General features: G+C 45.1%; 25 protein-coding genes. 8 read left to right on the top strand and 17 right to left on the bottom strand.

Going from position 1 to position 25,430, the window contains the following annotated elements:
* Window positions 1-104: 104 nt before the first annotated feature.
* The 4 genes from QUA38_RS09875 to petN all read right to left on the bottom strand — a co-directional run bounded on the left by QUA38_RS09875 (window position 105) and on the right by petN (window position 1,398).
* Window positions 105-293 carry a CsbD family protein gene (locus QUA38_RS09875; protein WP_333069342.1) on the bottom strand — a complete coding sequence of 63 codons (189 nt, stop codon included), beginning with the start codon at window positions 291-293 and terminating at the stop codon, window positions 105-107.
* A gap of 90 nt (window positions 294-383) precedes the next feature.
* Window positions 384-620: a DUF167 domain-containing protein gene (locus QUA38_RS09870; protein ID WP_333161288.1), complete on the bottom strand. Its 237-nt coding sequence runs from the start codon at window positions 618-620 to the stop codon at window positions 384-386.
* Window positions 617-1,216, bottom strand: a complete 600-nt coding sequence (locus QUA38_RS09865) for a DJ-1/PfpI family protein (RefSeq protein WP_333060307.1) — start codon at window positions 1,214-1,216, stop codon at window positions 617-619. The genes QUA38_RS09870 and QUA38_RS09865 overlap by 4 nt, the downstream gene beginning before the upstream one ends.
* 92 nt (window positions 1,217-1,308) lie before the next feature.
* Window positions 1,309-1,398: a cytochrome b6-f complex subunit PetN gene (petN, locus tag QUA38_RS09860; protein WP_071883976.1), complete on the bottom strand. Its 90-nt coding sequence runs from the start codon at window positions 1,396-1,398 to the stop codon at window positions 1,309-1,311.
* An 82-nt stretch (window positions 1,399-1,480) separates the two neighbouring features.
* Here petN and QUA38_RS09855 point away from each other — a divergent pair, with 82 nt between their 5' ends.
* Window positions 1,481-1,960 carry a hypothetical protein gene (locus QUA38_RS09855; protein WP_333161287.1) on the top strand — a complete coding sequence of 160 codons (480 nt, stop codon included), beginning with the start codon at window positions 1,481-1,483 and terminating at the stop codon, window positions 1,958-1,960.
* Between the two features lie 101 nt (window positions 1,961-2,061).
* Here the strand turns inward: QUA38_RS09855 and QUA38_RS09850 are convergent, their stop codons facing one another.
* From QUA38_RS09850 to QUA38_RS09825, 6 genes are all read right to left on the bottom strand, one after another.
* A complete protein-coding gene (locus QUA38_RS09850) occupies window positions 2,062-2,739 on the bottom strand; it encodes an SDR family oxidoreductase (RefSeq protein ID WP_333161286.1) in 678 nt (225 codons plus the stop codon).
* A gap of 161 nt (window positions 2,740-2,900) precedes the next feature.
* Window positions 2,901-3,512 (bottom strand): methyltransferase domain-containing protein, encoded by a 612-nt coding sequence (locus QUA38_RS09845; RefSeq protein WP_333161285.1) that lies wholly within the window; start codon window positions 3,510-3,512, stop codon window positions 2,901-2,903.
* A 235-nt stretch (window positions 3,513-3,747) separates the two neighbouring features.
* Entirely contained in the window at window positions 3,748-4,791 is a 1,044-nt protein-coding gene (gene bioB, locus QUA38_RS09840; RefSeq protein ID WP_333161283.1) for a biotin synthase BioB, read from the bottom strand.
* 17 nt (window positions 4,792-4,808) lie between these two features.
* Complete coding sequence (bioA, locus tag QUA38_RS09835) at window positions 4,809-6,113, bottom strand: adenosylmethionine--8-amino-7-oxononanoate transaminase (RefSeq protein ID WP_333094220.1); 1,305 nt, start codon at window positions 6,111-6,113, stop codon at window positions 4,809-4,811.
* Window positions 6,114-6,333: 220 nt separating this feature from the next.
* A complete protein-coding gene (locus tag QUA38_RS09830; RefSeq protein WP_333094218.1) occupies window positions 6,334-7,746 on the bottom strand; it encodes an adenylate/guanylate cyclase domain-containing protein in 1,413 nt (470 codons plus the stop codon).
* Between the two features lie 251 nt (window positions 7,747-7,997).
* A complete protein-coding gene (locus QUA38_RS09825; RefSeq protein ID WP_333094216.1) occupies window positions 7,998-9,467 on the bottom strand; it encodes an adenylate/guanylate cyclase domain-containing protein in 1,470 nt (489 codons plus the stop codon).
* A 304-nt stretch (window positions 9,468-9,771) separates the two neighbouring features.
* Here QUA38_RS09825 and QUA38_RS09820 point away from each other — a divergent pair, with 304 nt between their 5' ends.
* A complete protein-coding gene (locus QUA38_RS09820) occupies window positions 9,772-10,521 on the top strand; it encodes a methyltransferase domain-containing protein (RefSeq protein ID WP_333094215.1) in 750 nt (249 codons plus the stop codon).
* Between the two features lie 130 nt (window positions 10,522-10,651).
* On the top strand, window positions 10,652-12,010 hold the full coding sequence (locus QUA38_RS09815) for an FAD-binding oxidoreductase (RefSeq protein ID WP_333161281.1): 1,359 nt from the start codon (window positions 10,652-10,654) through the stop codon (window positions 12,008-12,010).
* 117 nt (window positions 12,011-12,127) lie between these two features.
* On the opposite strand, the gene QUA38_RS09810 is transcribed toward QUA38_RS09815, so the two are convergent.
* Both QUA38_RS09810 and QUA38_RS09805 read right to left on the bottom strand, forming a co-directional pair.
* On the bottom strand, window positions 12,128-12,511 hold the full coding sequence (locus tag QUA38_RS09810) for a hypothetical protein (RefSeq protein ID WP_333161279.1): 384 nt from the start codon (window positions 12,509-12,511) through the stop codon (window positions 12,128-12,130).
* Window positions 12,512-12,653: 142 nt separating this feature from the next.
* Entirely contained in the window at window positions 12,654-13,544 is an 891-nt protein-coding gene (locus tag QUA38_RS09805; protein ID WP_333161277.1) for an ABC transporter permease, read from the bottom strand.
* Window positions 13,545-13,855: 311 nt separating this feature from the next.
* On the opposite strand from QUA38_RS09805, the gene QUA38_RS09800 reads away from it, so the two are divergent.
* Complete coding sequence (locus QUA38_RS09800; RefSeq protein ID WP_333161275.1) at window positions 13,856-14,077, top strand: hypothetical protein; 222 nt, start codon at window positions 13,856-13,858, stop codon at window positions 14,075-14,077.
* A 90-nt stretch (window positions 14,078-14,167) separates the two neighbouring features.
* Here QUA38_RS09800 and QUA38_RS09795 read toward each other — a convergent pair whose 3' ends face one another.
* Together QUA38_RS09795 and QUA38_RS09790 are read right to left on the bottom strand one after the other, a co-directional pair.
* A complete protein-coding gene (locus QUA38_RS09795; RefSeq protein ID WP_333161273.1) occupies window positions 14,168-14,698 on the bottom strand; it encodes a hypothetical protein in 531 nt (176 codons plus the stop codon).
* A gap of 33 nt (window positions 14,699-14,731) precedes the next feature.
* The gene (locus tag QUA38_RS09790) at window positions 14,732-15,232 is read right to left on the bottom strand and encodes a hypothetical protein (RefSeq protein WP_333161271.1); all 501 of its coding nucleotides are present in this window, start codon (window positions 15,230-15,232) and stop codon (window positions 14,732-14,734) included.
* Window positions 15,233-15,655: 423 nt separating this feature from the next.
* On the opposite strand from QUA38_RS09790, the gene QUA38_RS09785 reads away from it, so the two are divergent.
* Complete coding sequence (locus tag QUA38_RS09785; RefSeq protein WP_333161269.1) at window positions 15,656-17,059, top strand: NB-ARC domain-containing protein; 1,404 nt, start codon at window positions 15,656-15,658, stop codon at window positions 17,057-17,059.
* Window positions 17,060-17,250: 191 nt separating this feature from the next.
* The gene (locus QUA38_RS09780; protein ID WP_333161267.1) at window positions 17,251-17,799 is read left to right on the top strand and encodes a Uma2 family endonuclease; all 549 of its coding nucleotides are present in this window, start codon (window positions 17,251-17,253) and stop codon (window positions 17,797-17,799) included.
* A 129-nt stretch (window positions 17,800-17,928) separates the two neighbouring features.
* On the opposite strand, the gene QUA38_RS09775 is transcribed toward QUA38_RS09780, so the two are convergent.
* From QUA38_RS09775 to QUA38_RS09765, 3 genes are all read right to left on the bottom strand, one after another.
* Window positions 17,929-18,951: an ATP-binding cassette domain-containing protein gene (locus QUA38_RS09775; protein ID WP_333161265.1), complete on the bottom strand. Its 1,023-nt coding sequence runs from the start codon at window positions 18,949-18,951 to the stop codon at window positions 17,929-17,931.
* Window positions 18,952-19,538: 587 nt separating this feature from the next.
* A complete protein-coding gene (locus QUA38_RS09770) occupies window positions 19,539-19,727 on the bottom strand; it encodes a hypothetical protein (protein ID WP_015175516.1) in 189 nt (62 codons plus the stop codon).
* 313 nt (window positions 19,728-20,040) lie between these two features.
* Window positions 20,041-20,964, bottom strand: coding sequence for a histone deacetylase (locus tag QUA38_RS09765; protein WP_333161263.1), 924 nt, complete (start codon window positions 20,962-20,964; stop codon window positions 20,041-20,043).
* A 389-nt stretch (window positions 20,965-21,353) separates the two neighbouring features.
* On the opposite strand from QUA38_RS09765, the gene gyrA reads away from it, so the two are divergent.
* Together gyrA and QUA38_RS09755 are read left to right on the top strand one after the other, a co-directional pair.
* Entirely contained in the window at window positions 21,354-24,065 is a 2,712-nt protein-coding gene (gene gyrA / locus QUA38_RS09760; RefSeq protein ID WP_333161261.1) for a DNA gyrase subunit A, read from the top strand.
* Window positions 24,066-24,299: 234 nt separating this feature from the next.
* Window positions 24,300-25,430: ribonuclease D (locus tag QUA38_RS09755; protein ID WP_333161259.1), on the top strand; the 1,131-nt coding region annotated here is incomplete at its 3' end.

Here is a 25,430-nt window from a genome sequence, read left to right as displayed (position 1 = left end):
CCCAAGATATTAGTACAAATGATTTAGGCTCATTATAAAAAAAATCCCGCAAACATATCGTTTGCGGGATTTAGTAGGCAGGAAACTTGTAGCGAATACAGTTACTAAGCTTTGTCTACAATCTCTTTTGCTTTATCTTTGAGATCTTCTTTCAGGTGAATTGCTGATGCTTCGTCTTGCTTGGCTTGACCTTCTAATTTATCTTTCTGATTGCCTGTAACTTCGCTAACAGCTTCTTGGATTTTGCCTTCAATATTCTTTGCTGTGGCTTCGACTCTATTTTCAATGCTCATAATTTTATATTCTAACTCTACAACTATAATATATACTTTTAAAGCTGAGTCTATATCCCTCTTTAGATAGATTTGTTATTACCCTTATTTCTAAGTTAAAGGTTCCATCGGGATTTCCACAAGTTTATTTCTGGAGGAAAAACCGGATTTAATTCCGATCGCAGATTTCGGCACTTTAAACTTTTTTGCCAACAGCATGATTAATTCTTGATTGGCTTTACCATCAACGGGCGGGGATTTGAGATGTATTGTGAGGCTGCCGTCTGGTTGTTCTGCGATGCTTTGCTGTTTGGAATTCGGTTTAACTTTGACTGTAAAAATAGTCACACTTCGACTTTCTCTAAATGTTCGATCTTCGTTCCCAAAACTTTCAGGAATTCCGCCAGCCAGTTAGGATGTGCCGGCCACGCGGGGGCAGTGACTAAATTGCCATCGACTACGGCTTCGGTAACTGGAACTTCTGTATATTTGCCACCTGCCCGGAGTACGTCGGGGCTGCAAGCGGGGTATGCGGTGCAGCGTTTGCCTTCGAGTACGCCTGCTGCTGTTAGAACCTGTAAGCCGTGACAAATAGATGCGATCGGCTTTTTGCTGTTGGCAAAGTAGCGGGTAATTTGCAGCACTTGTTCGTTGAGGCGGATGTATTCTGGGGCGCGTCCTCCCGGGATAATTAAAGCGTCGTAGTCTGCCGGGTTGATTTCGTCAAAAGTCGCGTTTAAAGTGAAGTTGTGACCGGGTTTTTCGCTGTAGGTTTGATCGCCTTCAAAGTCGTGAATAGCGGTGCGAATTGTTTGGCCTGCTGCTTTGTCCGGGCAGATGGCGTGGACGGTGTGACCTACCATTTGCAGTGCTTGGAAGGGAACCATTACTTCGTAGTCTTCTACAAAGTCGCCGACTAGCATTAATATTTTTTTGGCTGTCATGTTTACAACTCCTGCTATTTTGATTTGGTTAAATAGGATTTCCCAAAAATGCGGGGCAGTTAAAAAGCTTGCCCCGCAAGCTATTCTGGAATCTAGAAACCGTTGCGTCCCCAAATGACCATTGAAATTGAGAAGGAGAACAGAACTAGTACCGAAACCCAACCGAGTGACAAAATATCCATAGCTATTTATTGAACAAACTGTACAAAGTGACTCCAAACCTTATGATAAGTCAATTTGAGCTATTTTAAGAATGAGGGCGCCGTGAAGGACTCGTCAAATTTTAGTGCCGCTGAACGGGTAGAATCTTTGAAGGCAGGGAGTGTTGCTGCTTTGTCTTGTTTGCTGGGTTTTGGGGCGATAGCCCTTGGTAATACCTTAATTCTAGCGGATAGGTTGGATTCTCTGGCGAGTTTGCAGGTAAGGGAAATTGACCTAAATTTTGCCTTCAGAGGGGCGATGGCACTTTTGGGCGGTTTTTTGTTCGGCGTGACTTACCGCTATGCGATTCGCCGAGATGTTAACCTGCAGCTAAAATCTGGTGCGGTGTTGGCTTTTGGCTTGGTGCGGGCTTTTGGACAGTTGGATGCTGGATTGTTTTTTGAACCCGGGAAGATGCCCGCCCTACAGGATTTATTGCCGTTTGCTGTTCGCGGTGCCGAGAGTGTAGTATTGTTTGCGATCGCGGGTTTGGTTTTGGATTGGGCGATCGGGCGATCGTGGATTAAGCCTTTCGATTCTTGAGTCGGGGCGGGTTTTGTACAAAAATCTGCAAAGGGCGGAAGTTTTGTATTGTTCGCTTAAACCGCCCCTACAGGTTTTTGTGTTTTTTGAGGTTTGGATATTTAACTGAAAGTTAATACCTCAAATTCTGGATTGCCGTAAACCATTTGCCTGTCTACCGCCGACAAAACTTTATTGTTAGCAGTATCAGAAACTAAACACTGACAAACTAGCTGCGCTACATCCGCCCGGTGAATAGTTCCAGCAACTCGACAATCTTCTGTTAAAATACCGTTGCCTGTTGCAGGTTCGGATTTGAGTCCGCCGGGACGAATCACTGTATAAATCATCCCGCTTTCTATCAAATGATTTTCGGCTTTTTCCTTTTCAATTAAGACCGGGGCCAAAGTTTCCAAAACCTGCGGTTGCAAAGCAGCGGCACTGTTACCGCTGCCGATGGATGAAACTAAAATAAATTTTTGCACGCCTGCTTTGACAGCCGCATCAATCAAGTTTTTGTTGCCCAAATAATCGGCTCTTTCTCCATCTTTTGGCAAGCCGCCAATTGTGCTGATTACGGCATGAATTGGTTCACCGCCAGCCATCGCAGCTTCTACAGCGGCAGCATCCAAAGCATCGCCAGTCACGAATTTGATGCCCAGGGTTTCTAATTCGGTGCTGGTTGCGGGTGATCGCAAAAGTGCAGTTACTTGCATCTTTTGTGCTGTCAGACATTTCGCGATTTCTAAGCCGACTCCTCGACTAGCACCAGCTAAAAAAATGTGGAATTTCTCTGTCATATCAATGTGGATTTAAGGGGTGCACAAATTAGTTTATTTGAATGTAGATTATACAACAATCCTCTGTCAATTGGTGAATGATTTTTTTATTTAACCGCAGAGGGCGCAGAGGAAGAGAGGGGAATGATTCGCAATTACCTATTCCCAGTTTCCAATTTACTTTATATTTTTCTGCCCACTATTACTACCCAAGATTGAGCTTCGCGGGGTAAGCCTGGTGGGCGATAGTAGTGATTGACAATTGCAAATCCTGTTTGTTCTAAACAAGGTGCTAAAGTATGATATTCCCATCCGGCAGTATAGCGTTTTCCCGTTGGTCTCTCGTCGTATCCCTCCCAATTTCCCCGGCACATTGACATGACAATTGCACCGTTAACAACTAAGGCTTTGTGCAAATCTTGCAGCACTTTCACCATCTCGTCGCTGGGAACGTGAATCAGGGAAGCATTGGCAAAAATACCGTCAAATTCTGCATTTGGCAAGTCGAGATTCAGAAAAGATTGCTGCCAAACTTCGCATCCCGATAACTTCTTAGCTATTTCTACAAAAGCTGGAGTTGCATCTAAGCCTACAACTGTGTGTCCTTGGCTCTTGAACGCTACTAAATCTCGTCCCGGCCCGCATCCTATATCTAAAATTTTACCGGGATTGCGGGGCATAGCAGCCGTCAGTGCGGTTCGATTTTGAGATACGTCGTGATGCCAAGTTCCTTCTCGGAAAGATTCGGCAGTTAGCTGGTATTCTGCGATAGTAATTTCTTCCCGTTGGTCCACAGTTTCCCCCTCTTGTATTATTTTAGATTTTAGATTTTAGATTTCAGATTAAAGAATGTCAACCGTAGAATAAGGGTTTATGGCTACAATCTAAGAACTTACGGCTGACGCATTTGCTACATCAGAAACCCGGTTTCTATCCGCCCATGCGTAAACGTGAAGTAGAGATATTGGGTAGGCACACGGCACTGCCGTGTCCTACTCTATTTCATCCGATTGAAAACTGCTATAAGAGTTACACAACCAGGGTTTTTTTGTTTGATTGGGTAACTGCTGAATCAACTTCTAAGAGAGAACCTTCGGGGGATTCGATCGCAAATCCCGCATCTCGAATCATGTCCCAATCTTGATGGGCAGCTTGTCCGGGAGTTGTCAGATAATCGCCAACAAAGATAGAATTAGCGGGGTAGAGTCCGAGAGGTTGCAGCGATCGCAAATGCACCTCCCGTCCCCCAGCAATCCGAATTTCTTGACTGGGAAGCAAAAATCGGAACAAACAGAGAATTCGCAAACATTGGCGGGGAGTTAACCTGTTCACATCTGCAAATGGCGTGCCGGGAATCGGAATGAAAAAGTTGACCGGGACGCTAGTAACCCCCAACTTGCGAAGCGAAAGCGCTAAATCGATCGCATCATCATCCGATTCGCCCATCCCCAAAATGCCGCCGGAACAAGTTGTGATTCCCGCTGCTTTTACGTGTTCGACGGTTTCAACCCGATCGCCAAAAGTGTGAGTCGTGCAAATGTCCGAGTGATATGATTCGGAAGTATTGAGATTGTGATTTACGCGATCGACTCCAGCTTTAGCCAGCCGATGAGTTTGCTCCTCGCTCAACAATCCCAAACAAGCACAGATTTTCAGGTTATAATTTGCCTTCACAGTCTCGACAGCATCCAAAACGCGATCAAAAGTAGATGCGCTAGGTTGGCGGCCCGAAATCACCAAACAAAACGTACCAGCTTTTAACTCTGCTGCGCGTTGCGCGGCATCCAGAATTTTCTCCTTAGCTAAAAGCGGATATTTCTCAATTTCCGCAGTCGAAATTTTTGACTGAGAACAATAATGGCAATCTTCAGGACAAAGGCCACTTTGAGCGTTTAACAAATAGTGCAGCCTGACTCGGTTTCCCCAGTAGTGGCGGCGCACCCGATAAGCTGCGTTTAGTTGTTCCAGCAAAACCTCATCCGGTGCGCGCAATACGGCTAAAGATTGCTCGCGAGAGATACATTTGCCCGCCAGTGCGTCGTCAGCCAAATCGTTCCAATTGGGTAAATTCATTACTAAAGTTAAAGGGTTTACAGAGTATCCAAAACCTGACGAATCACCCGATAAATCGATTCTAGTTCATCAGGAGAAATGCAGTAAGGAGGCATCAAGTAAAGCGTATTTCCCAAGGGGCGGAGCAAAAACCCCGCTTCGAGAAATCTGGCTTTCAAAACTGAACCGATGTCATTAAAATAACCGGAAACGCTTTCGGTTTTTACATCCATGGCTGCGATGGTGCCGCAAGCCCGAATCCGTTCGAGTTTAGGATGATTTCTCAGCCATTGATTCAGATATTTGTGGTGGAGTTTTTCCATCCCTTGATACACATTTGGGTTTTGCTCCAAAAGCTCCAAGGATGCTACACTCACCGCACAAGCTAAGGGATTTCCAGTGTAAGAATGACTGTGAAAAAAAGCTTTGTCCGGTTCATCTCGCCAGAAAGCTTGATAAATATCCTCCGATGCCATTGTGACAGCAATTGGCAAACAGCCGCCAGACAATCCTTTAGACAAACACAGGATATCTGGTGAAGTTGCAGATTTAACAGAGGCAAACAGTTCGCCCGTGCGACCAAAACCAGTCATTACTTCATCGTAAATCAACAATACATTAAACTGGCGGGCAAGTTGTGCGATCGCCTGCAAAAACTCAGGGCGGCACATTCGCATTCCCCCGGCACCTTGCACCAAAGGTTCGATAAAAATTCCCGCATAGCCGCCCTGCTTTAACAAAAACTCCAATTTCTCTAAACTCGTGGCCTCCTTGCTTTCCACCTCCTCATCGCCGTCAAAAGTCGCAGGAAAAGGAACAACATCCCCAGCAAACATTAAAGGTGCAAAAGATTCCCACCACAGCGAACTTCTACCAGCAGACATCGCGCCCACAGTATCGCCGTGATAACCTCCCTCAAAACTAATAAAGCTAGTACGGTTAGTTTCTCCGAGATTGCGCCAATATTGAAATGCCATTTTCAGAGCAACTTCAACAGCAGTCGATCCGTTGTCAGAAAAGAAAATCCGCGTTAAAGAAGCAGGCGTATGAGTTAGCAATTTACTCGCAAGTTTCTGGGCCGGTTCGTGAGTAAACCCCGCGAAGATTACGTGTTCTAACTTTTGAGCTTGTTCATAAAGAGCCTCCGCGAGAACCGGATGGCTGTGGCCGTGAACAGTCACCCACCAACTAGAAATACAGTCGAGAATTTGTCGCCCGTCTGCTAATTCCAGCACCGATCCTTTGCCGCGAATTACCTTCAGTGGCGGGGCCGCCGTTTTCATTTGCGTGAAGGGCTGCCAAATCGGTGAAGTAGAAGAATTCGGTTCCTGATCCGCCGTCATTTTTACCCATCTAACTAATATCAACTCCCATTTTAATATAACAAAGTTAACTCACTTGGCAACTCTTTATATTCTCTTCTCTTTTCTTCTCTTCTCTTCCTTCGCATCCTTAGCGTCTTCGCGGTTCGTTCAAAAAAAATATAGTTTGGTGGCGAGGGCGCCTGCCCTGCAACGTCAGCCACCATACCACGTATTCGCGGGCGATGGTTAAAATTGTCAGTTACAATTTTCTGCCTTTGAGCAAATAAGTCGTCATAGAGCCTTTGCCTTTAACATTAATTTTACCGCGCTTTTCCAACAAATACTTATCGCACAGCAACTCATAAGTTGAGTTGCTAACTTGAATTTTACCCGGAAGTCCCTGAGATTCCATGCGGCTTGCTGTATTCACAGCATCTCCCCACAAATCGTAAATAAACTTTTTAGTGCCGATGACACCGGCTACAACAGGCCCCGTATTAATGCCAATGCGGATATTGAGAGGTTTACCACATTCGTCGCGGAATTTCATAATTTCTTGCTGCATTTCTAGAGCCATTTCTGCAATAGATTCGGCGTGATTTGTACAGGGAAGCGGCAAACCGCCTGCTACCATATAATTGTCACCGATAGTCTTAATTTTTTCTAAGCCGTATTGTTCGCTTAAGCAATCGAAAGCTGAAAATATTTTGTTAAGTAATTCTACTAATTCTTCAGGAGATGTGCGCGAAGATATGTCGGTAAAGCCCACAATATCAGCAAACAAAATCGTAACCTCGGCAAATCCGTCCGCAATATTTATCTGACCTTGTTTTAGGCGATCGGCAATCATGACAGGTAATATATTTAGTAATAAACGTTCCGACTTTTCTTGTTCGGTGCGTAATACTTCTTCAGCTTGTTTCCGCTGTGCAATTTCCTTGTATACTCGGTGAAACATTTGATTGAATGCGACCATGAGTTCTCCCAACTCGTCATCGCGCTTGACAGAGAGAGAGTAGAAATCAGGTTTTTCTTGATCTTTGCTCAAAGCGTCTCCAGCAGCGATCAAGTCATCGCGCAATCTCAAGAGAGGTGAAATTACTGTCACCCCTAAAAAAAACATAGTCACCGAAGTGACAAAGGCTGATATAATGATGACTAGAACCGCAATCCGCCCGATAAATGCGTAGAGTTCCGGTTGAACGGTGGAAGCATCGTGGCGAACAATTAAGATGTAATCGCCTCCAAAATGTCGCTCAGTCCAAGCAATATCGTAGCGCTTACCATCGAAATTGTGACTGTGAACTATACGAGCTTTTTTTAGTTTATCTAAACTGATTTCTGGCGGTTCGCCAAGTGTATATATTAGTTCACTGTTAGCTTGGTAAATAGATAGTCCTAACACTACTTGAGAATCCTTAATAATATTTTTTACTTCTTCTTGCAAGAAAGTGCGATCGGAAATATCTTGTTGGAGCAAAAACTCTAGGGAATCAACAGTCGCCCGAGATACCTGTTCCAGTTGGCTTAAAAGTTCATTTTCTCGCCGAAAATAAGAGGGAACTAAAATAATTCCCTCTATGACAAGAATACTAGCAAATACCCACAAAGCTATTTGCCTAGACAAGCGAGATTGGAAAAATTTCAAGAATGATAAAATCCGCGATAACATAAAACTTACTATTTTGCAAATGGCTAATGTAGGACATAAGAAAATAAACCCGGTTTCTCGTAATAAATTTTTGGTTTGTCAACGAAGCAACCGCGCAGAAACCGGGTTCTCACATCCCCTCTGTAATTCCTGTAATTGTCAGCAGTCAAAAGCCAGCAGGCATTAACTGTTAGTTCTTGGCTAACGGTTAACAACTAATGACTGATGACTTCGGACTAACTAGCATACCCCTTCATAATATAATAAACAAATTAAACCGGAACTGCGCTGACTAGCCTGCCTGCAAGCAGATAAGTATTCATATCGCCCTTGCCTTTGATGTGGATAATTCCTCTGTCTTCAAACAGATACTTATTTCTCAAAATATCGTAAGTTGATTGTGTGACTTGAATCGCGCCGGCAATTCCGTGGGATTCCATGCGGGCTGCTGTATTGACGGCATCGCCCCAGAGGTCGTAAATAAATTTTTTAGTGCCAATAACCCCAGCAATTGCCGGCCCGGTATTGATGCCGATGCGAATGTTAATTCCTGCATGATGTTTGGCATTAAATTTTGCTAATTCCTCCTGCATACCTAAAGCCATTTCCGCAATGCTTTCGGCGTGGTTGGTGCTGGGATTTGGCAAACCTCCCACTACCATGTAAGCATCTCCAATTGTTTTGATTTTTTCCAAGCCGTACTTTTCCGTTAAGCTATCGAAGGCTGAAAAAATTTCGTTTAGAAACTTGAGCAGTTCTTCAGGAGATATTTGTGCAGAAAGCACGGTAAAGCCTACGATATCCGCAAACAAAATCGTGACTTCTGCGAAGCCGTCAGCAATACTGCTGTGACCATCTTTTAGCTTAGCAGCAATGGATTCGGGTAAAATATTGAGCAGCAGGCGATCGCTCTTTTCCTGTTCTTTCAGCAATTCTACATTAGTTTCTTGCAATTGTGCCGTGCGTTCCCTGACGCGCTGTTCTAATTGTTTAGCATTTTGGCGCAACCTGCTGATAGATAAAGTTAATCCTGTGACCCCTAAAAGTGAAAGTCCTACTAACAGTAAAAACAGGTTTTTAAGTTCACTTTGAGTATGTTGAGTGATGGTATCGAGAGGTTGAGTAATTTCTAATATCCCCCGCACATCTCCCACTTTCCAATCAGTTTTAGGACTGTCACGGTGAGTATTGTGACAGTTCACGCAGCTAGAACTTAGAATATCTGCCTCGGCATATCGAAAGGCGGGTTTGCCGCGAACATCATCAACGCGGAAAAATTTTTCTGTCGGATTTTGCGTCAAATACGTAATAGCTTGCCGTTCAAACTCGTCTCGGACTCCGCCTTCTTTTTGCCGCCAGGGAAACGGGTAGTTGCTGTAGAGACGAAGTGATACTTCGGGATTTTTTTTTGTGATATGGTTGCCTAGTTCTATTAAGAAACTGGCTGGTACGGGAACTGTTACTTTTGTCGGGTTGTAGTCGTGGGTAAAGTTAATTGCTTCAGCGGTGTTGAGAGGACTAACAACATCGGAACTGTAAAGGGTGCGGGCTTCTTTAACTGCTTGGGCATAGAGGGTGGCATTTTGGAGAGCTTGCGATTCGATTAGGGTGGAGGAAAGACGAGACATATTTGCCATCGCTACTCCTACACCTACACAAAATAAAATTGTCACCGCAAGCAGAATTCGCTTGTAAATTAATTGGCTGATGGCAGCCCGAATTCGATAAATCAACTGGGGCATGGTATCCTCACGTGTGAGGTTTAATCTTGATTGGAATTTATGCACTACTAACATAACACTGCTTTCTCAGACTGTTTTGCTGGCGTCCGGGGTAAAGCAAGACTCTCTGAGTGCAACCGAGGGTTAATTATTGTTTACCGCGAGTGTTTCGCTTATCCGTAAGAATACCCATAACTTTATAGGGATTTTCTGTTGAGTGAAGTACAGATGCTCGGTTAAGGACATGGCAGTGCCGTGTCTCTACTTCACGCACTTTTTGCTTTATCTCGGTTAGGATAGCAATTGTAGTCTATGGTTGGCGATCGTGAATTCTGACTCTACTGTCTCACCTACTAACAAGGAAATTTTTCCGGGAGAAGTTTTCGTTAATACTGCTGATTTTGATACGGGCATTCGGCGACTTTTACCTAAATATGACGAAATGCTGGATGTATTAGCCGGCTGCATTGCTAACACAAACAACCGCATTTTAGAACTCGGCTGCGGTACCGGAGAACTCACTGTAAAAGTTCTTAAACGCTACCCATTTGCGGAAATAGTTGCTGTCGATTACTCGCCGCGGATGCTTGATTTTGCCCGCGCCAAAATAGAGTCGGCAGGATACGCAGCTCGGTGGACTGGCATAGAAATGGATTTTGGAGAATGGGCGAACAATCCAAATTCATCAGGCTTAGCTGATAAATTCAATGCTTGCATTTCCTCTCTGGCAATTCACCATATTGAGGATGAGATGAAGTTGAAATTGTTTCAACGGATTCGCAAAAGTTTAAATGCTGGTGGCTGTTTTTGGAATGCCGATCCTCTTTTAGCAGAATCAGCAGCAATGAAAGATATTTATCAAGCGGCGCGAGAAGATTGGGCGCTAAGTCAGGGGGAAACCTTAGCACAAATTCGCGCAAAGGTGGGAACGAGTGTCTCTTACGGGTATTCTAATCCCGATCGCCTAGCTACACTTTCGGCCCAGTTGGAAATGCTTGTCTCATCTGGATTTGACACTGTTGCAGTGCCTTGGAAATACTACGGTATGGCGGTGTTTGGGGGATTTATTAATTGAAAAAACCAGCTTTGCTATGTAGGATGAAACCTCAGCACCTTACTGCGTAAAGAAAGATGGCAGTTAGTATTTTAGGTTACTAAGTTATGCTTGAGAAAATATATAATCCTGTCAGGATTGAGAAAACAAAATGACTGCAAATGCGATTCAAAGTATTGACTGGGATGCTTTTTCTTCGGAACTATCGGGAATTGAAATAATTAGCGATCGCGCGCAAGTTGTCAAGCTATCTCAAGACTATTATCACTTCAGTCCAGTTTTGCAACCTCTCTTAAGTGATAAAACAGGAGATTTAGTCGTTCGTCCCGCCAGCGAAGCCGAAGTTTTGCGGATTGCTGCAGCCTGCGTCAAATTCAAAATTCCGCTAACTGTCAGAGGTGCAGGAACGGGCAATTACGGGCAGTGCATTCCCCTCAAGGGCGGCGTCATTTTAGATACCACCAAAATGCACAGTATCCGCTGGATAAAACCGGGTTTAGCTTGCGTAGAACCAGGGGTGAAAATGTCGGTTTTCGACAAACAGGCGCGAGAAACTGGTTGGGAATTGCGGATGGTTCCCTCAACCTATCGCACCGCAACGATTGGGGGATTTATCGGCGGCGGTAGCGGGGGAATTGGTTCGATAACTTACGGGCAATTGCGCGATCGGGGAAATCTTCATGCCGTTCGAGTCGTTACAATGGAAGACGAGCCGCGCGTCATCGAATTGCGCGGCGATGAAGTGCAAAAAGTCAATCACGCTTACGGCACAAATGGGATTATTACTGAGTTAGAAATTCCCCTCGCCCCTGCTTATCCTTGGGCGGAAATCATCGTCGCTTTTGACGATTTTATGACATCGGCAAACTTCGGTCAAGCTTTGGGCGATGCTGACGGAATTATCAAAAAACTAATTTGTGTTTGTGCTTGGCCGATTCCTGCTTATTTTGCTGCTTTCCGCGAGGCGATTCCTGAAGGTAAGCACTGCGCTTTGTTAATGGTAGCTGAATCTTGTCTGGAACCGCTGCAAGATTTGGTGCGCGAATATGGTGGCACAATTTGCTATCAAAAAGACGCGCAAGCAGCGAGCAAAGGTGCAGCTATTGCTGAATTTACTTGGAATCATACAACTCTGCACGCTCGCAGCGCTGACCCCTCTCTTACTTATTTGCAGACGATTTTTCCCCCAGATAAAGGTTTGAAATTGATTGAGGAACTGTACAATTATTATGGGGATGAGGTGATGATGCACTTGGAGTTTTTGCGGATTAATGGCAGGGCGATCGCCGCGGCTTTGCAAATAGTTCGCTACACTACGGAATCACGCCTCAATGAAATTATTCGCTATCACGAAGAGCAAGGCGCAATGATTGCTAATCCTCACACTTATATATTGGAAGATGGAGGGATGAAAAGTATTAATGTGGAACAGTTGCAGTTTAAAGAGTTGGTCGATCCTTACGGTTTGCTTAATCCGGGTAAAATGCGGGCGTGGTTGGAACGGGATTAAGGGCGATGGTTTTTAGAGAAGATTGGGATCTTGAAATCGCTGCTAGACAAACGAAGTCCGCCTAAGCGCTGGCTTCGCTCACGCGGACTGAGAAATGAGCAAACAGCAGTTGTAAATTTAAGGGACGGGGGCGGTAATTTCTGCTGGTGCGATCGCCCCTTCAGAAGGTACAGCTTGCTTTTCCAGTAGTTGGCGCTGTTTGTTGCGAAATTCTGCTGCCGCATCGTTCAAATTTTGGCGCTGTTCGCTATTAAATTCTTCCATGCTGCGGCCGCCTCCCAATTGGGATCTGTGAATTAAATCAAATATTGCGCTGCCGCTGCTGCGGCCGGAAAATGGGTCGGTATTGTCTTGAGTTTGAAAGTCTTGTAGCGGTTGGGCATTATTTAAACCGCTGGCTTGAGCGAAGCTTGCTTGAGGGGAGAACAGAGCACAGGATGCGATCGCGCTTGTAGCAAGCCCCATCATCAATTTGCCGGATTTGGAAGTTTTGGTGTTCATAATTTATTAATTGAATCTTCAAAAAAACAATTGTATCTAAACAATATTCTGACTTGTGACTAAATATTATATTACTTCGCTGGGGCTAAGGACACGGCATTGCCGTGTCCCTACCATTGACGGTGCAGGTTAAACGATCGCCCTAAGCAAACCTGCGTCTCAGCAGCGGTTGAATACTCAGCAGCGCCACCAAATCAAACGCCAGCAGCACTAACAGCGCTCCTCCAAAGGTGACATTACCCCAAGGAGCGTGCATCACGACACTGGCTAGCGACCAATCGCTGTGTAGGTACAGGTAGCGGATGGGTTCGATCGCGTAACTCAGAGGATTGAGAGTCACTACCACTTGCAGCCACTCTGGCATAAATGACAGCGGCGCGAGGGCTGTGCTGGCAAATAACAGCGGCAAGTTAGTAACAAAAATTACCGCTATTAATTCTACGTGACCGGGAAGGGCGAAGGCTAAACCCAGACTCAAGCCGGTGACGCCCAAAACTAACAGCAGCACAATTAGGGCGATCGCCCCTAGTCCGGCAATTCCGGGGAATCCCGCGCCCAAAAACGCGCCCGCTGTAACGATTGTGCCGGTTTGGATAAAGCTGAGGGTGACAATAAAAATAGCCGAAGCCAGGACGATCGAAAATCTGGAAGCCAGCGGCGCGACTAACAAGCGGTTGAGAAATCCGAACTCGCGATCGAACATAATCGGCAAACCAGCATTCAGCGCCCCGGCAAAAGCAGTAAAAACGATTACACCAGCGCCGAGAAATTGTCCGTAATTCTGGCTTTCGCCGAACAAGCCTGCGGGTGCATTTTCAAACAGAGCTCCGAACAAAACCAACCACATCAGGGGCTGAATAATGCCTGCAACTAGCGTGGAGGGGCGGCGCTGCAATTGAATAAACAGGCGCTTGGTTAAGGCGAGTGTTTCTTGGATGAAGTCGCCCAGCAGGGAACTGTTCGAGGCTGTAATAGCCGTTGAGGGCGATCGCTGCTGGTTGAGGTTGTTGGGAGATGTAACAGTACCGCTCATAATTGCTTGCGCTGATTTTGATTAAATCTAACTCTCTTTACAGTAGCAAGTCTGGAGGTATTGGTGGTGTTGGGCGGGCGATCGCTCTAAAATTGAGAATAAGCTCATCAAATATACTAAATAACAACTTGATTTACTAGGAGGATAAAGCTATGTCATCAAGGGCGATCGCCACTTTGGTCAAAATCATGGAATCTTTGCCAGAAACTCTTCAAGACAAAGTGGTTGAACATTTGCGAGAATATCTTGAATAATTAAGGGATGAAGAGGAGTGGAATTTATCTTGTGAGAACACACAACAATCGCTGATTGTGGCTGCACAGCGCGCCAAAAAGGAAATTTCCGCAGGAAAAGCACAGCCATTAGATATTGATATAGATTTAGAAATACCAACACTAGCCGACTATCCCAGTCGCCGAGAATTTATGCAATTGCCGCTTGAAGAGAGGCGAATCATTCTAGCAAAACAAGCTGAGGGAATGTTGCAGCATTACCAGGAAGATAGAGAATGGCAAGAATCAGAGTATCAGTAGTCTCTTATAAAGAGCGATCGCACTTGGTTTAAGTAAGGGCGATCGCAGACTTACAACTTAGCATTCCCAGGTTACGCAGTCAGAAGGCAGTTATGGTTTAGCAGCTTTAACCACATCCTCAACCATTTTAATCGCCTCTTTGATTGCCATTTTACCGTTTTCTACGGCCCTAATTAAATCCTGAGCGTCTTGCGGGCTAATTAAATCGAGCCTGACGGGTTCTTTCAAGGAAACAATAAATTTAGTTTTATCGCTGTCTTCCAGGTTAGAGGCTCTTTCTTTGGCTTCAAGATCTCTTGCCTGTTGTTTTAAGTTTTTAAGCATTTCTGCTTGTTTTCCCTGGTCATAAGTGCCATCAAATAACATTCGTTTTACCCCTACAAGAGCAGCAGCACCTAAAGCTGCACCGCCAACAACTAATCCTACGGGAGGTGCAACGGCTATTAACCCAAATAATACAGATCCACCACCGAAAGCTGCCGCCGCCGCACCAGCACCGGCAGCCCCCACCACACCAATGCCAATATCTCCTAAAATCCCTAATTTATCATGTGGGTTTTTTTCCAGTTGCTCTATTGACTTCAGAATTTGCTCTTTGGTTGGCGTTTTATTTGCCGACATATTAGACCTCAATTTTTTTGCTAATTTAGGCAGTTAAGCAGTGATGACGTTGCGGAAAATTGTATTGAAAACGTCTATCAGTAATTGAAAAAATTCTTTGGCAATCTCAATAATCTCTTGAACAATTCCAATAATTCCATCAGACACCTCTTTGCCTCGATCGAGTCGGTGGCCTGCCATTGCACCAATTGGGATACCCAGCGCTGTTGCCAAAGGTTCTAATAACGGGCCGACAAATGGTATCGAACTTGCCAAAATTCTTACAGCGACACCAACAGCAACCCCTATCGCTAAATGGGGATGCGCTTTGACAAATTCTATGATTTTAAGGAGGAGAATTTTGCCGATGAGTAAAACTTTGTTAGCAGCTTTTTTCGTGTATGTGGCAAGTTCATGCAGCCGGATCGAGACTTCATGTGGCAAGCCGATATCATTTAACCAAACATACAAGTCGCTGCTACTCATTGCATCAGCATCGACTTGCCAGAGAGCCATTTTTAAATTAGCTTGCGGTAGGGATAATGCACTAGACATAATTTTTTATCCTTTTGGAAATTACCAAATTTTTACGAACATTTCACGAGGCGAAAAGCCCCTCAACCTCTTGCAATTATTAAAAAAGCTGGTTGATAAAAAAGCAAACCCAGGCGGATTAACATCGGCACTCCTACCCATGTCAAAACTAAGGGCAAAACTAATTTATGAGCCTTTTTATTTACTTCTTTGCTCACGGACGCAACCACATTTTAAGCAATTTCTTGCTTTAATGCCCCTCGTTAAAAAGTTTAACTTTAATTTTTATGTATTGTCCAGTAGGAGAATGTCACAATTAGCCAGTAGTTGATAAAATTAGCTAGCCGTTAAAAGTCACATTTTGCCCTCCTAAGTCAGAAAAAGTCAGAAAAAGTCAGAAAAAGTCTGATACAATAGATAAAACTTCCTACACCTACCCAATAAATGGATGTTCAAGAACTCTTAAGGTTGGCCGATGGCTTGGTGTTCACTAAGACGGGCAAACACCTAGACGATCGGCAACAGGCAGTAGTACGGGGAACGTGGCAAGGTAAAAGATACTCCGAAATTTCTAAAGAGGTTCATTGTACTGAACGCCATGTCAGAAATATTGCCTCAAAGTTATGGCAAATTCTTTCAAAAATCTTAGAGGAAGATGTTAATAAATCCAATTTTAGCTCCACAATGGAAAGATATGAAATCTCTAAAATTTCAAATTCTGGTTATTTTAACCTTGTCCACAAAGGGAATATAAACGTCTGCACAGAAACCTCGCACCATCCCAAAACTTCACAAAACTCACCCCCACCACAAACCTCAACTGAAGACGACACCCAACAGAAACCGCGACTCGATTTAAGAGATGCACCGGAGCTCAAAACCTTTTACAACTACCCCAACTCACCCCTCACCGCCCTCGAAACCTGGATTCTAGAGCAAAACTGCCGCCTCCTCACCATCACAGGTATGGCAGGCACCGGAAAAAGTGCGATCGCCCGTCACCTCATCCCCCAAATTCAAACTCAATTCGATCGCATCATCTGGCGCAGTCTCCGCACCTCCCCACCCCTAGAAACAACTCTCAAAACCCTCATTCAATTTCTCTTAAATCAACCAGAAAGTAACCTTCCCACCAACACCGATGCTCAATTGTCAATCCTCATAGAAGCATTGCGCGACAATCGCTGTCTAATCCTCCTAGATGACGTGCAGCAAATTCTCAGCAGCGGGCAACTTGCAGGAAATTATAAACCCGGATATGAAAATTACGGAACCCTATTTAAACTCATAGGTGAAATTCCCCACAACAGTTGTTTAATCCTCAATAGTTGGGAACCTCCCTCAGACATCATCACATTCACCGACGATAATTCAGCAGTACGTTTATTGCAGTTAACTGCTTTAGGTGAAACAGCAAAAGAAATTCTTAGAGAAAAAGGTTTATTGGATGAAGAAAGATGGCCAGACTTGATTAACATTTATCAAGGCAATCCCCTCTGGTTAAAATTAGTCGCTCAAACCATTAACAACTTATTTAGCGGTAGAGTATCTCAATATTTGAGTTGTCAACCAGTATTTTTAGGTGATGAATTGACACCAATATTGCAGCAGCACTATCAGCGGTTGTCTGAAATAGAAAAACAGGCTATTTCGCAACTTAGTAATGAAATCGAACCTGTTTCGTTTCCCCAATTTATGGCAAAATGTCAAGGTTCGCAGCGCGAATTATGTCAAGCAATTCAATCTTTAGCAAGACGGGGAATAATCGAAAAATTGAGCTGTGAATCTGAAATAGTTTTCACGATGCCACCTGTGTTAAAACAGTATGTAAAAATGGTGGCAGAATAGTTTTAAATATCTAGCTAAATGAGATAAAATCACGATCGCAACTCCTACCCAACTTAAACTAATGCTCACTTTCGATCGATTCATCAAGCAACTGCCAGATGAAGACGGACGCTATAGCAAGTCTATTTGAGTCATGAATGTAGAACCACCTGAAACGCTTGTGCTCATTGAATCGATTGTTTACAAATCAAATGGTTTTGCTATATGAACTGGTTAATGGAGAAATTGTCCAAACTTTACCAACAATAAGACAGCACGAAAATGTAGCTGATTTTATTGAAAATACGTTCCAATACGAGGTAAAAATACTCAACCTGAATTACAGGGTGTCTGGCAGAATTGTAGTCAGGACATTAATCTCAAATGGTAAAGAACAAGGCCGACATCCTGATATTACCGTAGTAGATAAAACCCTCTGGGAATCCCAACCTTTCGCCCCCTCAGCCCTAAATGAACCCCCACAATTAGTTGTAGAAGTTGTCTCAACAAATTGGGAAGATGATTATATCGATAAGCTGGATGAATATCAGCGGCTGGGAATTTATGAATATTGGATTGTCGATTATTTAGCTTTGGGTAGCAGAAACTATTTGGGCAACCCGAAAGAGCCGACTGTTTTTGTTTACCTGCTTGATGAAAATGGCGTTTATAAAATGACTGCTTACCGAGGAACTGAGCGAATTATATCCCGAACTTTCCCAGAATTAGCGCTGACAGCAGAGCAAGTTTTGGATGTATGATATTAAATTCAGCTTAAATATCGGTTGATCTCGTTTATGAACAGGCAAGATGCCTGTTCCACAAGAAAATTCACTCTTTGTGGAACAGGCATCTTGCCTGTTTCTGACGAACTTTTCCCTTCCCTCAAACTACGATCGCATCGCCTGTTTTTGCTCAGCCTTCAAATCGCGGTTGCTAGCAGCAGCCAACTCCGCATCCAACAGCGTCTTACCAGTCGCAGCCAAATACACATCATCCAAACTCGGCCGAGATTGAGCAATCCCAAAAGTAGGAAGTCCCGCATCTTTCAAAGCTTGCTGAATTGTCACCAGCGCATCGCTTTGCGGTGTTACTACTAAATTGAGAGAATTTCCTTGAGCCGTATTGACAATTACTTCCTGCACAAAAGGCAGCGATTGCATCAGAGTTTTAGCTTTTTCGGCTTCTTCCATCGGCGAAAACTCCCGAATCCGCAAAGTCACCCGATCGCCCCCAACCCGATTTTTCAACTCCTCCGGCGTCCCCTCAGCAATCACCGTACCCTTGTCAATAATCGCCACGCGATCGGCCAAAGCATCAACTTCTTCGAGATAGTGACTCGTAATCAAAACCGTCGTACCTTCTTCCCGCAAGCGCCGCAGGAAATCCCACACTACCACCCGACTTTCAATATCGAGCCCGACAGTCGGTTCGTCTAACACCAAAACATCCGGCTGGTGCAGCAATCCAGCAGCTAAGTCGAGGCGTTTGCGGATACCGCCGGAATAAGTGCCCGTCTTTTTATTTTCCCACTCCTCCAAACCGAGGAGTTTCACCATTTCGTCAATCCGCCCTTTAATCGTAGGGCGCGGCAAATGGTAAAGCGCTGCTTGCAGTTGCAGGAGTTCCCGCCCCGTCAGCACCTTATCGAGAGCCACTTCTTGGGCGACGTAGCCGAGTCTTTGTCTAGCAATTCTCGGCTGACTGACAGCAGAAATGCCAGACACTTCAATGCGTCCGCTATCGGGCGCACTCAAAGTACAAAGTACCCGCAGGGTTGTGGTTTTGCCTGCACCGTTGGGGCCTAGCAAACCAAATATTTCCCCCGGTTCTACCTTGAAGGAAACATCTTTAACGGCTTCTACAGTGCCGTAGCGTTTCTGAAGATTTTCAATTAAAACGGCGGGAGCCATATATTTTGGGGATGAACTGGTTGTTAATATTTTGACACTTCCGGGCTCAAATTGCCGGAATGGTCGATCGACCAATGCGACTCGGTGTGCTGGTAACGATCGCACACTCCTCCTCAACCGCAAACTGCTTATAGTTTTGATTCTTAATATCAGTTTAAAAAATATTAACTTTATAGCGGTTTTTAACCCTGATATTCATCACTTTTCCCACTCTCGAATCTCCCATCTCAACTCCAAAAAATTATGAGTTTTGAGTTAATTATAACTTTTCAGTTAACAACTCAAAACTCACAAGTTTTCAACAAGTAGAGATGCACCCGAAACCTGTCATTTTATAATTATCTCTACCTCTAGGCTGATGTGTAGCGAGATTTGGATGATAATTAACACTCTGGTCAAATACATCACAGTCTCGAACCAAGTATGAAACACAAAAAACTTCCCTAAGTGGCAAGTTATACTTGTAATGAGTTCCACAGAAAATGTAACAGTATTTCTGTGTTCTCAAGCCCGATATTTATCAGTCATTACCAATTATTTAATCGAAAATGGTATTAACTCCGCTACAGGGAGCTGTTGCCAGGTCTTTAATCGACAATTTTTACCCAACCGCGGCGAACGTTGTACAGCAGCCGGTTGATGATGGCATACTCATCTTCATTCAGAGTTCTTTCTAAGAGTGCAGATCTGAGCTGTCTCCGGTCGTGGCGAGTCACGACGCTGGAGAACATGACCTGACCAAATAACTCTTCGAGTGTCATTTGGGATACTGACATGATAAACCTCCTAGTTGATTGAGACAGATAAAATTTTAACAGGCTTGTTGTATTTGTATTATGCACTCTGGGAGTGACTTCAAAGGCGATCGAAAACATTGACACAGTGTGATTTTTTGGTTAAAAATCTGTGACCAAGACTTTGATGCCCAGTGACTTGGATCTATTCAATTTGTGATGCCTGTCACTGAAGTCAGGAGGAAGGAGTCAGAAGTCCGAGGGAAAAAGACCATCAAGGAGGATCGCCTTCAAAAACTTTCCCTCCCGTCCTTATGGCTTCTCAACCTCATTTTCCCCTATGCCAATTTTCCAACTAATTGAGGCATCGGTCAATAGTCGCCACAACTGACTCGGCCAAATCTTTGAGCGCGTAACCCCCCTCCAAACCAAAGGCGATGCGGCGGGTGATTTGCAAGCAGTATCCGGTGAAAGTACCGAAATCTGACGGCATCAGAGTCATACTCGCCAGTGGATCGGACGCAGTAGCGTCATAACCAGCGCTGACAATCAACAAATCCGGTTCAAATTTCGACAAAAAAGGCACGACAAGAGATTCAAAGGCGCTCAGGTATTCAGCTATGCCACCGCCCGGATAGAGGGGAATGTTCAGCACGTTGTCGTAGGCACCGCGCTCCTCAGCATCTCCCGTTCCCGGATAGCACGGAGATTGGTGCAGGGAACAGTAGGCAATTTGGCGGCAGTGTTCGACCAAAGATTGAGTGCCGTTGCCGTGGTGCACGTCCCAGTCGAGGACGGCAACGCGGTCGATTCCCGGCTGTTCCAGGGCGTAGTGAGCAGCGATCGCAGCATTGGAAAACAAGCAAAAACCCATCGCGCGGGCTTTTTCGGCGTGGTGTCCCGGCGGCCTGGCCAGCACAAAAGCCGGTTCCCCCGCAGCCACCACTCGATCGACCCCATCGAGCCAAGCACTCGCCGCTAGCAGCGCTACGTCGTAACTTTCAGCAGAAATCGGCGTATCGCCGTCGAGGTAGCCGCCTCCCCGATGAGCCAAATGTTCGACTTCTTTGATGTATCTTTGCGAGTGAACTTTTTTGATAGCCGAGAACAGTGCTTTTTCGCACTGCGCCACTGGGGTGGGCAATTGCCACTCAATTTGAGCCGCCCAAGGAGCAGCTTTCAGAGCGTTGACGATCGCCGTTAAACGTTCTGGTCGCTCTGGGTGAAGCATTCCAGTCTTGTGCAGCAAAAAATCTTCGGAGTAGATGACGGGTAGCATCGGCTGATTTTAGATTTTAGATTTTAGATTTTTAGTTTGCTTTAAGAAGGCCTTCGGTTTTGTGAAATTAAAATTGCGATCGGGCCCTCATTTTAATTTTTTATATAGCCCTCAAAAAAACTCACCAAAGCATGAAACCCGACCGCCTAAAAAAACCTTTCTAGCTTTTGCCAACCGCTGACCAAATCACTAACTGACAAAGTATCAATTGTCCTTGTTTCGTCCCTTAATTTTTCTGGCAACTTTCCCATAAAGTCAAAGGCAAATTGTGATATAATTTCAGGAGTAATTTGCAATATTTGGCAGCTCTACTGAATCCAAACCGATTTTATCGCATTTTTGAGATTTATAGCCGTCAAATTTAAATTTTTAACGGAGTTTTTCAACCTATGAGCACCTCTGAGTCGCGGATAATCCCGACGGATCTGGGTAATGAGATGTCCCGATCGTACTTGGAATACGCCATGAGCGTAATTGTCGGTCGGGCGCTACCAGATGCCAGGGACGGTCTCAAGCCCGTTCACCGACGCATTCTCTACGCCATGAACGAATTGGGCTTGACTCCCGATCGACCTTTCCGCAAATGCGCCCGCGTCGTGGGGGAGGTGCTGGGCAAGTATCACCCGCACGGAGATACAGCGGTTTACGACGCCCTGGTGCGGATGGCTCAGGATTTCTCCATGCGGGAACGCCTGATCAACGGCCACGGCAACTTCGGCTCCGTTGACAACGACCCGCCCGCTGCCATGCGTTACACCGAATGTCGCCTGACAGCTTTGACTAGCGACTCCATGCTGCGCGACATCGACTCGGAAACAGTTGATTTCGGCGACAACTTCGACGGTTCCCAGCAAGAACCCCTCGTACTCCCGGCACGCATCCCCCAAATTTTGCTCAACGGTTCCTCCGGGATTGCTGTAGGGATGGCAACCAACATTCCCCCCCACAATTTAGGCGAAATAATTGACGGTTTAGTAGCACTAATCCACAATCCAGCAATTACTGACCTGGAATTGATGCAGTACATTCCCGGTCCGGACTTTCCTACGGGAGGGCAAATTCTGGGGAGAGGCGGCATTCGCGATGCTTACACCACCGGGCGCGGTTCGATTACAATGCGCGGAGTCGCCGGCATTGAAACCATTGAACATCCGGGCCGCCCCGACAAAGAAGCAATTATTATCACCGAATTGCCTTACCAAACAAACAAGGCAGCGCTAATTGAGAAAATTGCCGAACTTGTCAACGACAAAAGATTAGATGGAATTTCCGACATTCGCGACGAAAGCGATAGAGACGGAATGCGGATCGTGATCGAACTAAAGCGCGACGCCTATCCCCGCGTCGTCCTCAACAACCTCTATAAACAAACACCCCTCCAAGCCAACTTTGGAGCCAATATGTTAGCGCTAGTAAATGGGGAACCCCAACTACTTACGCTCTCCCAATTCCTCAATGTCTTCCTAGACTTCCGCATTGAGACAATTACTCGCCGGACTCAATATGAGCTCCGCAAAGCAGAAGAACGCGACCACCTTCTGCAAGGCTTATTAATTGCCCTAGACAACTTAGATGCAATTATTCACTTAATTCGCGCCGCTGCCGACTCCGCAGCAGCCAAACAGGAATTGATGGATAATTACGGTCTTTCCGAACAGCAATCAGACGCAATTCTGCAAATGCAGCTCCGGCGTTTGACAGCGTTAGAAGCGCAAAAAATTCAGCAAGAACACGAAGAACTGCGAGCTAAAATCGAAGATTTGGAAGATATCTTAGCGCGCAGGGAACGCATCTTAGAAATCGCCGAAGTTGAAGCAGTCGAAATCCAAACAAAAATCGCGACTCCTAGACGCAGCGTCATCGAGCACGCCGAAGGAGAAATCGATGAAAGAGATTTAATTGCCAACGAACAAGCAATTATTCTGATCACAGAGCAAGGCTACATCAAGCGGATGCCTGTCAGCACTTTCGAGGCCCAAAGTCGCGCTACTCGCGGCAAAGCAGGCGCGAAAATGAAAGAAGACGACGGAGTAGAACATTTCCTTTCCTGCTGCGATCATGACAGCGTTTTGTTCTTCAGTGACAGGGGCGTAGTTTACTCTGTCAAAGCTTATCAAATCCCAGTCTGTTCGCGGACGGCCCGCGGCACTCCCGTGGTGCAACTGCTGCCGATTCCTATAGAAGAAAAAATCACTTCTATGGTGTCAGTCACAGAATTCACCAGCGAAGAATATTTGGTAATGCTGACTCGCGGCGGCTACATCAAGAAAACCGCACTTTCAGCTTTTGGCAACATCCGCACTAACGGATTAATCGCGATTTCTCTAGAAGAAGGCGACCAACTGCGCTGGGTGCGGAGAGCAAAAGTGGGCGACAGCATCATCATCGGCACGCGCCAAGGGATGGCAATTCATTTCCGCACCAATCACGAACAGTTGCGTCCTGTCGGCCGCGCGACGCGGGGTGTAAAATCGATGAAATTGCGATCGGGCGATGAGTTGATCAGCATGGACATATTGCCGAGTTCAATTGTTGCCGAAATTGCTGAATTGGAAACTGAAGACTCGGAATTAGAGGGAGCTAATATTGCTTTATTAGAAACTGAAGACTCGGAATTAGAAGGAGGCGAAATTGCTGAATTGGACACTGAAGATGGGGAATTGGAAGACGAAGAATTAGAACTGCAAGCCGAGGAAATTGAAGGCGAAGATGCCGAAGAAATTTCGACAGTTAGCAGCGAAGTTCCTTCGGTGTTGGTAATCACCACTAACGGCTATGGCAAACGGGTTCCAGTTTCTCAATTCCGCCTACAAAGACGGGCTGGCAAGGGATTGACGGCTACTAAATTCAAGTCTAAAAAGGGTAAGGATCAGGTAGCTGCGCTGCGAATTGTCAACGAAGATGACGAGTTGATGATCATTACCAACCGAGGTATTATTATCCGTCAGGCTGTGAGTGCAATTTCTACCCAATCGCGCACAGCAACGGGTGTGCGGGTGCAGCGGTTAGATGAGGATGATTCGATCGTAGCTGTGGCTTTAGTCCCCGCTGCGGGTGAAGAGTCGATCGAAGAATCGGAATCAGAGGAAGTGGCAGAATAGTCATAGGTTAATAGTTTGTAAGGTACGCGCTGCGTACCTTACTGCTGAATGGTAAAAATGCGCTCATCTATTCCCGGTTTCTGCCTCCAAGACTGGTCAACATTTAATACTAATTATGAAAAAATACCTCTAGGGACACGGCATTCCCGTGTCCTTAATGCGATCGTTGACAATCGATCCCATAATTGCTATAGCATAATAGAATCATAAAGTTAATAGCAAAAGTCTGTAAAAATGCCTTATTTAATCGCAGCAAACGACATCAAAACACTCATTGCTAAATTGACGCAAGCTAAAATCCTGTGGGTGGATACAGAAATAGCAGAATATAAATCCAACCCCAGATTGTCTCTGATTCAAGTGTTAGCTGACTCCACAGATGCGACAGGAGATGCCACTTTTCTACTAGATGTCTTGGATCAACCTGAATTGGCCAAAGATTTTATCAACCAAATCATGGTCAATCCAGATATTGAAAAAGTTTTGCACAACGCCAGCTATGACATCAGATTTCTGGGCAACGATGACGCTCAAAATGTCACTTGCACATTAAAAATGGCAAGAAAGATTCCCACTTACATTCTGCCCTTACCTAATCGACAACTCAAAACTTTAATACAAACACTTTGTGGCATTGCTTATGTAGATAAAACAGAACAAAGCGGCGATTGGGCAAAGCGCCCCCTGACCCAGAAGCAGCTAGAATATGCCAAGATGGACGCGGTTTATTTAGCTGGAGTGCATCGCCGCCTGGTAGAAATCCTTGCCCAATGTTACCCCGAACCCGCAACGGAAAACTTGGCAGCATTGGGCGATAAATATCAGGAAATAGAATCTCAGTGGAAGCCGCTAGATTCAGAAATCGCTGAAGTGAAAGAACGCATTAAAGCAGGGATGCTGGCGCAAAAGCTCAAAGACAGTTATTATTTTGAGCTTTCCAGTTCGATAGCTATGAAAGTAGATTTTCTCACGCTGGCAAAACTGACGCAAACTGAGGGAATTGAGTTAAATTTTCCGGTGACCCTGACGAAAGAAATTCAAAAACAGTTAGGCGAGCTCATCGCCGATCCATCTTTGGAAGTGCAGGATATTGCTAGTTGGCGCTTGAATTCTAATGTACAGCAGCGGCGAAAATCTACTAAGAAAATTGCGCCGGAACCGGAGAAAGAGGATTTAACAGCATTGGGGGAAAGGTACAAAGAAATTTTGCCTGAATGGAAGTTGCTGGATTCTGAAGTTGAGCATTTGAAAGAGCGCATTAAAAAAGCAATGTTGGTGCAAAATGAGGAAAATACTCCCCATTTTAAGTTATCCAGTTCCTCGATTTTGAAGGTAGATTTTGCTAAATTGGCAAAACTTGCGCTA

The sequence above is a fragment of the Microcoleus sp. Pol12B4 genome (assembly GCF_036701385.1).
Taxonomy (GTDB): Bacteria; Cyanobacteriota; Cyanobacteriia; order Cyanobacteriales; family Microcoleaceae; genus Microcoleus.
The sequence above is the reverse complement of the archived record's forward strand: the minus strand, read 5'-3'. Positions and strand labels throughout refer to the sequence as shown.

Bases quoted from the DNA above. Each gene is read 5' to 3' on its own strand.
- QUA38_RS09875 (WP_333069342.1), bottom strand. From the start codon at position 293: ATGAGCATTGAAAATAGAGTCGAAGCCACAGCAAAGAATATTGAAGGC.
- QUA38_RS09865 (WP_333060307.1), bottom strand. From the start codon at position 1,216: ATGACAGCCAAAAAAATATTAATGCTAGTCGGCGACTTTGTAGAAGAC.
- petN (WP_071883976.1), bottom strand. From the start codon at position 1,398: ATGGATATTTTGTCACTCGGTTGGGTTTCGGTACTAGTTCTGTTCTCC.
- QUA38_RS09850 (WP_333161286.1), bottom strand. From the start codon at position 2,739: ATGACAGAGAAATTCCACATTTTTTTAGCTGGTGCTAGTCGAGGAGTC.
- bioB (WP_333161283.1), bottom strand. From the start codon at position 4,791: ATGAATTTACCCAATTGGAACGATTTGGCTGACGACGCACTGGCGGGC.
- bioA (WP_333094220.1), bottom strand. From the start codon at position 6,113: ATGACGGCGGATCAGGAACCGAATTCTTCTACTTCACCGATTTGGCAG.
- QUA38_RS09830 (WP_333094218.1), bottom strand. From the start codon at position 7,746: ATGTTATCGCGGATTTTATCATTCTTGAAATTTTTCCAATCTCGCTTG.
- QUA38_RS09825 (WP_333094216.1), bottom strand. From the start codon at position 9,467: ATGCCCCAGTTGATTTATCGAATTCGGGCTGCCATCAGCCAATTAATT.
- QUA38_RS09815 (WP_333161281.1), top strand. From the start codon at position 10,652: ATGACTGCAAATGCGATTCAAAGTATTGACTGGGATGCTTTTTCTTCG.
- QUA38_RS09810 (WP_333161279.1), bottom strand. From the start codon at position 12,511: ATGAACACCAAAACTTCCAAATCCGGCAAATTGATGATGGGGCTTGCT.
- QUA38_RS09805 (WP_333161277.1), bottom strand. From the start codon at position 13,544: ATGAGCGGTACTGTTACATCTCCCAACAACCTCAACCAGCAGCGATCG.
- QUA38_RS09795 (WP_333161273.1), bottom strand. From the start codon at position 14,698: ATGTCGGCAAATAAAACGCCAACCAAAGAGCAAATTCTGAAGTCAATA.
- QUA38_RS09790 (WP_333161271.1), bottom strand. From the start codon at position 15,232: ATGTCTAGTGCATTATCCCTACCGCAAGCTAATTTAAAAATGGCTCTC.
- QUA38_RS09785 (WP_333161269.1), top strand. From the start codon at position 15,656: ATGGATGTTCAAGAACTCTTAAGGTTGGCCGATGGCTTGGTGTTCACT.
- QUA38_RS09780 (WP_333161267.1), top strand. From the start codon at position 17,251: ATGGTTTTGCTATATGAACTGGTTAATGGAGAAATTGTCCAAACTTTA.
- QUA38_RS09775 (WP_333161265.1), bottom strand. From the start codon at position 18,951: ATGGCTCCCGCCGTTTTAATTGAAAATCTTCAGAAACGCTACGGCACT.
- QUA38_RS09770 (WP_015175516.1), bottom strand. From the start codon at position 19,727: ATGTCAGTATCCCAAATGACACTCGAAGAGTTATTTGGTCAGGTCATG.
- QUA38_RS09765 (WP_333161263.1), bottom strand. From the start codon at position 20,964: ATGCTACCCGTCATCTACTCCGAAGATTTTTTGCTGCACAAGACTGGA.
- gyrA (WP_333161261.1), top strand. From the start codon at position 21,354: ATGAGCACCTCTGAGTCGCGGATAATCCCGACGGATCTGGGTAATGAG.